At 68.5% G+C, this 9,241-nt stretch carries 10 protein-coding genes and 1 pseudogene; 6 read left to right on the forward strand and 5 right to left on the reverse strand.

Translation table 11 applies throughout. The features are described 5' to 3' along the window. The coding region (locus tag ABZ671_RS31925; protein ID WP_357865072.1) for a helix-turn-helix domain-containing protein at positions 1–242 on the reverse strand (242 nt) is incomplete at its 3' end. Here ABZ671_RS31925 and ABZ671_RS31930 point away from each other — a divergent pair. Beyond that, positions 202–363: pseudogene (locus ABZ671_RS31930) on the forward strand (oxidoreductase); the annotation flags it as partial. The gene ABZ671_RS31925 and the pseudogene ABZ671_RS31930 sit on opposite strands and share 41 nt — an antisense overlap. A gap of 69 nt (positions 364–432) precedes the next feature. On the opposite strand, the gene ABZ671_RS31935 reads toward ABZ671_RS31930, so the two are convergent. Both ABZ671_RS31935 and ABZ671_RS31940 read right to left on the reverse strand, forming a co-directional pair. Further along, on the reverse strand, positions 433–1,050 hold the full coding sequence (locus tag ABZ671_RS31935) for a DUF6518 family protein (RefSeq protein ID WP_357865073.1): 618 nt from the start codon (positions 1,048–1,050) through the stop codon (positions 433–435). A gap of 284 nt (positions 1,051–1,334) precedes the next feature. Beyond that, positions 1,335–1,778 carry a helix-turn-helix domain-containing protein gene (locus tag ABZ671_RS31940; protein WP_357865075.1) on the reverse strand — a complete coding sequence of 148 codons (444 nt, stop codon included), beginning with the start codon at positions 1,776–1,778 and terminating at the stop codon, positions 1,335–1,337. A gap of 141 nt (positions 1,779–1,919) precedes the next feature. Between ABZ671_RS31940 and ABZ671_RS31945 the strand changes: the two genes are divergently transcribed. The 4 genes from ABZ671_RS31945 to ABZ671_RS31960 all read left to right on the forward strand — a co-directional run bounded on the left by ABZ671_RS31945 (position 1,920) and on the right by ABZ671_RS31960 (position 5,245). Continuing rightward, entirely contained in the window at positions 1,920–2,786 is an 867-nt protein-coding gene (locus ABZ671_RS31945) for an aldo/keto reductase family oxidoreductase (RefSeq protein ID WP_357865077.1), read from the forward strand. Positions 2,787–3,354: 568 nt separating this feature from the next. Beyond that, positions 3,355–3,585 carry a hypothetical protein gene (locus tag ABZ671_RS31950; protein WP_357865079.1) on the forward strand — a complete coding sequence of 77 codons (231 nt, stop codon included), beginning with the start codon at positions 3,355–3,357 and terminating at the stop codon, positions 3,583–3,585. 67 nt (positions 3,586–3,652) lie between these two features. Next, positions 3,653–4,486, forward strand: a complete 834-nt coding sequence (locus tag ABZ671_RS31955) for an alpha/beta hydrolase (protein ID WP_357865081.1) — start codon at positions 3,653–3,655, stop codon at positions 4,484–4,486. Positions 4,487–5,035: 549 nt separating this feature from the next. Further along, positions 5,036–5,245: a hypothetical protein gene (locus tag ABZ671_RS31960; protein ID WP_357865083.1), complete on the forward strand. Its 210-nt coding sequence runs from the start codon at positions 5,036–5,038 to the stop codon at positions 5,243–5,245. A gap of 277 nt (positions 5,246–5,522) precedes the next feature. Here the strand turns inward: ABZ671_RS31960 and ABZ671_RS31965 are convergent, their stop codons facing one another. Together ABZ671_RS31965 and ABZ671_RS31970 are read right to left on the reverse strand one after the other, a co-directional pair. After that, positions 5,523–6,917 (reverse strand): ISNCY family transposase, encoded by a 1,395-nt coding sequence (locus tag ABZ671_RS31965; protein ID WP_357865085.1) that lies wholly within the window; start codon positions 6,915–6,917, stop codon positions 5,523–5,525. 296 nt (positions 6,918–7,213) lie between these two features. Continuing rightward, positions 7,214–7,975, reverse strand: a complete 762-nt coding sequence (locus ABZ671_RS31970) for a methyltransferase domain-containing protein (RefSeq protein WP_357865086.1) — start codon at positions 7,973–7,975, stop codon at positions 7,214–7,216. A gap of 117 nt (positions 7,976–8,092) precedes the next feature. Between ABZ671_RS31970 and ABZ671_RS31975 the strand changes: the two genes are divergently transcribed. Further along, complete coding sequence (locus ABZ671_RS31975; RefSeq protein WP_357865088.1) at positions 8,093–9,028, forward strand: AraC family transcriptional regulator; 936 nt, start codon at positions 8,093–8,095, stop codon at positions 9,026–9,028. Positions 9,029–9,241 lie beyond the last annotated feature (213 nt).

The raw sequence follows: 9,241 nt of genomic DNA on the forward strand, positions 1-9,241 counted from the left end.
TTCCGCACACACCCGAACGTGCGGCCCAGCAGCTCAGCCTGCTCGGGCGACGGGTAAAAGCGGTACTTGTACGCCCGCTTCACCACCTCACCCACGCCCCACATTCTAACAATCGTCCACGTAAGACACACCTTGAGGGGAGGTGGCGGCGTTTCCTCCCGGCCGTAAACGGCCGGGTTTCCACGCCACAATGCTGATGAACCGGCGGACAGCGCCGGTGCGGACGCGCAGCGGTCGCACATCGCCCTCGGCCGGTACGCGGCACCGGCCGACGTGGCGGCGACGGTCAGTCACCCGATGGGCGACGGCGGACGGCACATCACCGGCGCGTCGATCGCCATCGACGGCGGCGCGACGGCCTGAGCGGATCCGACCTGCCAGCGCCGGCGCGTCGCCCGGACGGGCGCACGGATCTGGCCGGCGTCGATCCGGTCATCGGAAGCCGCCCAGCAGGAACGCCGCCAGGCCGGCCAGGGCCAGGGGCAGCGCCGTGGCCAGGGCGAATGCTCGTTGCCGGTTCGTGCGGCTGGCCAGAACGACGGCCAGGACACCGAGCGTGATCCTGATCAGGGCGTCCCAGAGTGGATCGTTTCCGTAGTTCGGGTCACCAATCCGGCGAATCTCCAGTCCCCCCTCGGCGAAGAGCACTGCGCCCGGCAGCGCGGGGCCGAGGATCTGCTGCCACCCGCGCCCGCGCGCCCACGTCCCACCGATGCCGAAGAGCACTCCGGCGAGGACGCCGAAGAACATCCAGAGCAGCGACGGTGGCGCCCACAGCACGGCCCACTCGTCGCCCTGGATGAGGGCCGCCGCGACGTAGTAGCTGGGCACCGCGACGACGAGACCGACAGCGGCGCCCACCGCCGCGCGTAGCCAGCCCGACCGGACCCAGAAGCCGAAGAAGAAGGCGGCGACCGCCCACACCGCGCTGGAGTTCCCCAGATTGCCGAAGGGGTACGGCACGTACTTGATCCAGATGAAATCGAGGACGCCGAGCAGAAAGCCGCCCAGTACTGCGGTGAGCGCCACGGGTCGATGAGCGGGTCGCATGGCGGCCAGCATACTGGGTATGCTGCCGTCGCACCTAACCGTGCCTCGGTGTTGATGGCCCCCGGCAGTCGACCCCTGTCGAGGCTAGTGCGGTGTCCACACGAACGTACAACGGGCTCAACTGCGGGTGCATCGACCGACGCCGCGCGGGGTTGCACGACGATCGGCGTGAGCATGATGGCGTCACCGCCGGTAAGCATGTAGCGCGATGAGAATGCCCACATGCAGGTGTTAGTGCGCTCGATGGAGGCAGAGGGGCTGGGGTGACGTCGTGTCTGCCGGGCTCAGGCGACGCGGTTGTCGTACGTCGCGCGGTTGGCGAGTACGTCGTCCATGTGCGTTTCAGCCCAGTCCTTCAATCCGCGCATCATCTGGTGCAGGGAGAGGCCGAGGCCGGTCAGCTCGTAGGTGACCGTGACGGGCACGGTCGGCACCACGGTGCGGGTGATCAGACCGTCGCGTTCCAGGGAGCGCAGCGTCTGAGTCAGCATCTTCTGGCTGACGCCGGCCAGCAGGCGCGACAGCTCCGAGTACCGCATCGACCGGGGTTCACCGGCGCAGTCGGCGCCGAACTGATGCGAGCCGTTGCTGCGTAGCGCTGCCAGAACCAACGCGACCCATTTGTCGGCGATTCGGTCGAGCAGCTTGCGGCTGGGACATTGCGCCAGGAAAGCGTCATACTCCACCTTGGCCTGTGCCCTCTTCTGCGCCGCTGTCGACGTTGCCATCGAACCGCTCCTTCCACCGCTGGGTGCGTTACGAACCTCTAGGTGCCTACTTCCTGCGAGGAAGTTACCCCCTGATAGTGGAGCACGTATCCGCAGTGCACCAGAACCGCTCAGCGCAACACGAAAGCCAGAGGTATTAGCATGGCCTCCACTTCCCTTCCCGGCGGCACCTGGACGCTGGGAGACCTGACCGTCACCCGGTTCGGCTACGGCGCCATGCAGCTCGCCGGCCCCTGGGTCATGGGACCGCCGGCCGACCACGACGGCGCACTCGCCGTCCTCCGCGAGGCCGTCGAGCTCGGCATCACCCACATCGACACCGCCGACGCCTACGGGCCGCATGTCACCAACCAGCTGATCCGGGAGGCGCTGCACCCGTACCCCGACTCGCTGCACATCGTGACGAAGGTCGGCGCGAAGCGCGACCAGCAGGGCGGCTGGCCCCCGGCCCGTGACCCGGAAAGCCTGCGCCGGTCTGTGCACGAGAACCTCGAGAACCTCGATCTCGACGTGCTCGACCTGGTCAACCTCCGGCTCGGCAACGCCGAGGGACCCCAGCCCGGTCCGGTCGCCGAGGCGCTCGAGACCCTCGCCGAACTCCAGCAGCAGGGCCTGATCCGGCACCTCGGACTGAGCAACGCGACGCCGGAACAGGTCGCCGAAGCGCAGACGATCACGCCGATCGTGTGCGTGCAGAACATGTACAACCTCGCGCACCGCCAGGACGACGACCTGATCGACGCGCTCGCCGACCAGGGCATCGCCTACGTGCCGTTCTTCCCGCTCGGCGGCTTCAGCCCGCTGCAATCCTCGGCGCTCTCGGCCGTAGCCACCCGGCTGGAGACAAAACCGATGTCTGTCGCCCTGGCCTGGCTGCTACAGCGCTCGCCGAACATCCTGCTCATCCCCGGCACCTCGTCCACGACACACCTGCGCGAGAACATCGCGGGCGCGGGACTCTCCCTCTCCGACGACGACCACGCCGAGCTGGACAAGATCGGCCGCTAGCGGAACATTCGTCGGCCTGGGCTTGCCATGTTCGAGCGACTCACCGGACATCAGATACACCCGATGCCTCCGGCCCGGTCAGATGAGGACGGCGCGGGTTACCCGCCGCCCGAGGACGTCGAAGGCGACCTCGGGCGGCATCCTCGCCGACTGCCCGGCCCTGAGGAAACGCAGTCAGCTGCCGCCGACCGGTCACGCTCGCCCGGACCACCGCCACGGTCTGCACCGGAATCTCCAACGACACCCTCGGCCTCATCGACATCGAAGGCGAACTCGCCCAGCTCGGCCCCACCGGTTACCGGCCCCTGCGGGTGCGCGACACCCTGTTCTGACCACCCGGGCAGTGCTGGCCAGCGGTTCGGGGTTGCTGGTCCCGACCACCAGGAGCGCGGCCTGGGAGCCGCGCTCCTGGCCGGGGTGTGGCAGTACCACGACGCCGGCCAGGAGCGCGGAGGGCGGGCCTATCAGGATGCCTGCGCCGACGAGCGGCGCGGCCTCGACCGGGGCCGCCCATTTCCTGGGTTGGATGATTCTCACCGCGCGCGACCTGCCATGAACGTGGGCTCCCGTGTGGCTGCGCCAGCCCTCTTCACGCGGCTCGGCGAGGCTCCCCAGCATCGATCGGTTCCTCGCCGACCCCGCGCACACGGTCTCGATCCGCGGCACCATCGATGTCGACGGCATCGCAACCCGCACGGAGGCCTCCGGCACACTCTCGTTGTTCCCAGACAGCGGCGACGAGGCGATGGTCTACAACCTGCGGTTCCACGACGACGCCGCGCTCACGTCTGACCGCTGAAAAGGGCTGTCAATGGCTAATATCATTAGCTGTAAGCTAATGATATTAGCCAAGCCTGGAGGTTGCCATGTCCGAGTTCCTCACCGTAGCCGGTGGCACGATCGCGTACGAGGTCACCGGTGCAGGCCCGCTGGTCGTCCTGGCGCACGGCATGGGCGACAGCCGCGCGTCCTACCGCTTCGTCGTACCCCAGCTGGTCGCCGCCGGCTATCGCGTGGCCGCCCTTGACCTGCGCGGCTGCGGCGAATCGAGCGCCGAGTGGGCGTCCTACACCCGCACCGGCATCGCGGGTGACCTCATCGCGCTGGTGCGGCACCTCGGCGGCCCGGCCGTGCTGGTGGGGCACTCGATCTCGGGCGGCGCGGTCACCATCGCCGCGGCTCAGGCACCCGAGCTCATCGAGGGCATCATCGAGCTCGGGCCGTTCACCCGCAAACAGTCGATCCGCCTCGGCGACCTGGGGGTGAAGCGCTATCGCACCGGCATGACCCGGCTGCTGATGACCGGCATCCTGGGCAGCGTGAAGTGGTGGCACAGATACCTCGACGTCGCCTTCCCGGGACGCAAGCCGGACGACTGGGCCGAGCAGCTGCGACGCATAGCGGCCATGCTCGGCGAGCCCGGCCGAATGAAGGCGATGCAGCGCATGGGCCAGTCCACGCCGGCAGACGCCGGGGCACAGCTCGGCAACGTCCGCTGCCCCGCGCTGATCGTCGAGGGCTCACTTGACCCCGACTGGGCCGACCCGCGCGCCGAGGGCGAGGCAATCGTGGCGGCGATGCCAGCCGATATCGGCAAGGTCGAGATGATCGAGGGCGCAGGCCACTACCCGCACACCCAGTTCCCCGACGAGACCGTGGCGCTGCTGCTACCGTTCCTCAAGGCGTACGCCCGTGCATAGGGCCCGACTCGACCCGGCGGCGGTGGTCCCCACCGCCGCCGGGCTCGCCGACGAGGTCGGGCTCAACGTGACGATGGGCCTGCTGGCCGAGCGGCTCGGGGTGCGCGCGCCGTCGCTCTACAAGCACGTCAGCAGCCATGCCGAGCTCAACCGGCGGATCGCCATGCTGGCCCTCACCGAACTGGGCGACGCGCTGCGGGATGTTCGCATGAACTTGTTCTGGCCCCACCGTCCCCACTTCTTCTGGGACCAGCATGATCGACGTACACCTGTTTCCAACTCCTTTTGGCCCCACCTCCTCGCACGTCCGCGCGGTCGCCGGCCGGTCGGCTCGACCCGCCGGATGCGCACCCCGGGGCACGGTGGCAAGCCGACCCGCACCGCAGGCGCGTCCACGCGCCGAGGAGCGGCAGCGGCGCGGCACCAGGTTCTGGCCCGGGCAGTCGCTTACCTGCAACCGGCGGACGTCCGGCGAGGCGCCCCGACGCATCGATGTCGGTGTGGGGCCAAGAAAGGTTGGATTCTCGCAGGTGGGGCCAGAACAAGTTGGTGCAGTGGGGCCGAAGCAACCTGCTCGAATCAGTGCAGCACGCGCACCAGATCATGGCCGCCAACCCGGAGATCGCGGGCCGCTCGTTCGACGGGTTCAAGGCGTTGGTTGACGGCGTCTTTTGGGGGTACGTGGCGCTACCGCTCGTCGCAGTCACCACACAGGTGATCCGGGTGTTGCTCCAGGCACGGCAAGTAGCCTCATCGTGATCACCTGAAGCATCAGGCGAGGCCGAGACGTAAGCATCATGTGAGACCAGGCATCGCCGGCAGCCGACTTCGCCGACGAAGCATCCGCGCGGTCGATGGTTGACCAAATGATGAAGACCTCGGCTGGCACCTGGCGAGACCTCACGAACGCGGTCCAGCAAGAGGCCGACCGCCGGCAGTTCACTGATTAGCTACTTCGACCTGAAAAACCCGGGTTGAGGGCAGCGATTTCGCGGGGGTCTCATCCAGGGTGTGGGTCGGGTAGCGGTCGCGGTGGTCATCCGGCGGTGAGGGTGCTGATCTTCACCAGGTTGTGGGCCAGAATGCCGTGTCCGCACCAGGTGCGGGTGCGGTCGAGGCCGTCGACGTGGCTGCGGTCCCAGCCGTAGCGGTGCTTGAGGTGGCTGATGCGTCCCTCGCTGCCGGTGCGCCATTTGACGAGTCGTCGGAAGCTGGGTGTGTGTTCCTGCCGTTGCCGGGCGGTGGATGGTTTTCCCTTGCGGGGTATGGCGATGGTTCTCACGTCGAGGTCGTGCAGGGCCTGGTCGACGGCGGCCTCGCCGTAGCCGCGGTCGGCAGTCGCGGCGCGGGGCGGGCGACCGAACCGTTGGGTGATGCGTTGGATCGCGGGCGCCAGTTGTGGCGCGTCGGCGGGGTTGCCTTGTTCCACTGTGTAGTCCACGACGACGCCGTCGTCGTTGTCGACGACCTGGGCTTTGTAGCCGAACTCCACGGGCCGGTTGATGCGCCCTTTGGCGATCGGGCGGGCATCCGGGTCGTGCAGGCTGACCAGGCGGGTCGCGGACGCGGGCATGTCACCGGACAGGCGGCGGCGGGTCTGCTCCACGATCTGCCCGGTGCGCGTCAACAGCACCGCCAACTCGTCGGTGGCCCGGCGCAGCCGACCAGCAGCGCGTCCGGTGACCGTGCCCAGGGCTCGTCTGCCGTTGCGCAGCACCGCCTGCGCGTCACGGGCGGCGTGTTCGGTCAGCCGCACCAGCTCACCGGTCACCCGCGCCACGGTCTGCTGGGCCTGCTCCCGATTGACCGCGCTCCGCAGGTGCAGTTTCGAGGCCAGCTGCCGAACTTTGCGGCCGGCGCTGCGCCGACGGTCGCGAAACCGAGTCCGGGTGGCGCCACCGGCAGCCTTGACCCGCGCGACAATCCGGCCCATCTTGCCGATCGCCTTGGCCAGCAGGCCGGAGTCGGTCGGATACTCAACGTCGGCCGACACCACGGTGGTGTCGGCCCGCACTTTTCCCAACCGGACCAGCTTCTGCTCGTTCGCCTTGACCAGCAACGCCTCGTTCAACTGCGCCACCGTGTCCGCACCGCACCGGCTGGTGGTCTTCATCAACGTGGTCGGGTGCGGCACCACAGCGTCGATGTCGATGCGGCAGAACCGCCGCCAGGAGATCGAATCCGCCACCTCCCGGCACAGCGTCTCGTAGCCGAGCTGGTAGCGGTGCTTGAGGAACATCAACCGCAGATAGGTCTCCACCGGCACGCTCGGGCGCCCCAGCCGGACGTCGAAATGCTCCCGGAACGGGGCGAAGAACCGCTCGTCGTCCAGCAGCTCATCAACCCGCTCCAGCTCGGCCGGAAGCCGCAGGCACACCTCCGGAAGCACCGACTCCCACAACGACGGCTGCACGTTACGCGTACGAAGCATCAAATCCCTTACGCCGCACCGACCTTCCCACCCTGATCAACGACAACGAGGCCAACCACGCAGCGCGCAACCAGCCTCGTCGATCTACTTTTTCAGGACGAAGTAGCTAGGGCGTAGCCGTCTAGGTCGCTGTTCTCAGCGTCCCAGATGCCGCAATCCGCGCGCTACGGAACGTCATGGCGAGTCCGCAGGCCAGCTCCCGGACAGCCGATGAGCGGATGCTGGTGGCGGTACCGCCTGTGGCATTGGGACTTCGGCCATTGCGTGGCGGTGTGTTGGGCCGGTCGACACCCCTATCAGGCGCAGCTCAAGGGGCGAGTCGCCTGCACGAAGGTGACCCGGCCGAACCTGTGGTCGGCGTGCGCGATCTCCCGGGCGTCGCCGAACCCGGCGTCCGCCAGGAGCGTGACGATGCCATCGCCGTGGTTGCGGGCCACGACCGGGCTGTGCGCCACCCGAGAACGCGTGAGGCGGGTCAGGTGCCGGAGGACGTGGACAGGGCTGTGGCCATGGCGGTGCGTTGGGTGCCCGGGGTCCTCGACGTTGGATGTTGGGCCGCCGAAGTCGACGATCGTAACCTTTCCTCCCGGCTGAAGAGCACGCAGCGCGTCGCGCGCGAACGCGATCCGACCGTCGTCATCGACGTGATGCAGGGCCAACGACGAGACCACATGGTCGAGCGAGTCGTCCTCAGCGGGGATCCGGTCGGCATATCCCTGGACGAGGGTAAGAGCGACGCTGCGGCGTTGCGCCTTGCGCGCTGCCCTGCGCAGGGCGTCTCCGTCGGGGTCGAGGCCGGTCACCCACGCGCTCGGCTGGGCCGCGAGCACGGCGAACGAAAGGTTACCTGTGCCGCAGCCGACATCGACCACCGTCTGGCCGGGCTCGATTCCGGCGAGCTCGACCGCGCGTTCGTGCAGTGCGCGGACGCCGGCCACCCGGGTGAAGGCGTCGTAGAACGGGAGAAGCCAGCTCTTTCCCGCGCCCGGCAGGAACGGACGGTCCCGATCCTCCGGAGTTCGCTGGTCGAGGATGCGTACGCGGTTCGAAGCTGCCATGGGTGCCTCCTGTGTACGCGGTGTCGGTCTGCCTCGACGGCCCGTGACAGACCCGGTGTCGTCACCTTCAAGTCTTGGATATTCTGCGGTTACTGGGCAGGACTTAACGTGGAAGCTATGGGACATTCTTCGGTCAGTGACTCGCCGGGAGTCCGGTCGAGGCTGCACACGGTGCGGCCCGACGGGACGCCGGTCTACCGCTACCGGCAGCGCCCCGGCCTGCCTCCTGTCTCGGTGACCCGCTTCGACACCGAAGCCGCCCACTCCAGCCTCCCGCCGGACCACCGGCACGCCCACGACTTCTTCGTCCTGGTCTACGTCGAGGAGGGCATGGGCTCGTTCACCGTCGACGGCGCCGAACGACCGCTGCGCGCTGGCGAGGCCCACGCTGTATCGCCCGGGCAGGTCATCGGCGTCGCGACCGTGGCCGAACTCGCCCGCAGCTGCGGGTGGTCGGTAGCGTTCACACCGGACGCCGTTCCGGCCCTGAGATCGGTCTCCCCACTGGCCTGGATGCACCATCCCCTCCTCGCCCTGTTCGCCATCAGCGCGGGGCACGCCCGGATCGCAGAGCCCGACCAGGCAAACTGGTCGGCGTGGCTGGCGGACCTGGCCGAGGAACTCGCCGACCCAGGCCGTCTCGGCGCCCCCGAGGCCGTCGCCGCGCTGCTCACCCGGCTTCTGGTCGCGGCCGCGCGACTGGCACCCAGCACTCCGGCCACGCCGGACCCACTCGTCGAGCGGGTCTTCGCCGAGATCGAGGCAACCTTCCGCGAACCGGTCTCCGCCGCCGATATCGCCCGCACGCTCGGCTACACCCCGGGGCACCTCACGACCGTGCTCCGCCGACGCACCGGCCGCCCCCTGCTTGAATGGATCACCGAACGGCGCATGACCGAGGTCCGGCGAATGCTGCGCGAGACCGACCTGCCGCTCGACGCCGTGGCCGCCCGAACCGGCCTGCGCGACGCCACCTATCTCGTCCGCCGCTTCCGCGACCGCTACGGCATCACCCCGCAGCGATGGCGCCGCACCCAGCGGGCATGGCCATGACAGTGGCTATCCCGCACATTGGCACAGTCCGGGCGCTGGCCATGGCCGGTAAGCAACCGGCTCTGCCGAGAACAATGCCCTCTGCCGCGCAGAGGAACGTCCGGTCTCGCTACGCTGTGCGGCTCTGTCGCCGATCTTGTGACGGCGTGGAGCTGAGGCCAAGATCAGCCGAGTGCTCTCAAGCTTGATCAAGGCTCTGCCGCATCTGTCCAA

The organism is Micromonospora sp. NPDC006766 (assembly GCF_040636055.1).
Lineage (GTDB): Bacteria > Actinomycetota > Actinomycetes > Mycobacteriales > Micromonosporaceae > Micromonospora.

Coding starts and splice junctions, on each gene's coding strand:
- ABZ671_RS31935 (WP_357865073.1), bottom strand. CDS start 1,050: ATGCGACCCGCTCATCGACCCGTGGCGCTCACCGCAGTACTGGGCGGC.
- ABZ671_RS31940 (WP_357865075.1), bottom strand. CDS start 1,778: ATGGCAACGTCGACAGCGGCGCAGAAGAGGGCACAGGCCAAGGTGGAG.
- ABZ671_RS31945 (WP_357865077.1), top strand. CDS start 1,920: ATGGCCTCCACTTCCCTTCCCGGCGGCACCTGGACGCTGGGAGACCTG.
- ABZ671_RS31955 (WP_357865081.1), top strand. CDS start 3,653: ATGTCCGAGTTCCTCACCGTAGCCGGTGGCACGATCGCGTACGAGGTC.
- ABZ671_RS31965 (WP_357865085.1), bottom strand. CDS start 6,917: ATGCTTCGTACGCGTAACGTGCAGCCGTCGTTGTGGGAGTCGGTGCTT.
- ABZ671_RS31970 (WP_357865086.1), bottom strand. CDS start 7,975: ATGGCAGCTTCGAACCGCGTACGCATCCTCGACCAGCGAACTCCGGAG.
- ABZ671_RS31975 (WP_357865088.1), top strand. CDS start 8,093: ATGGGACATTCTTCGGTCAGTGACTCGCCGGGAGTCCGGTCGAGGCTG.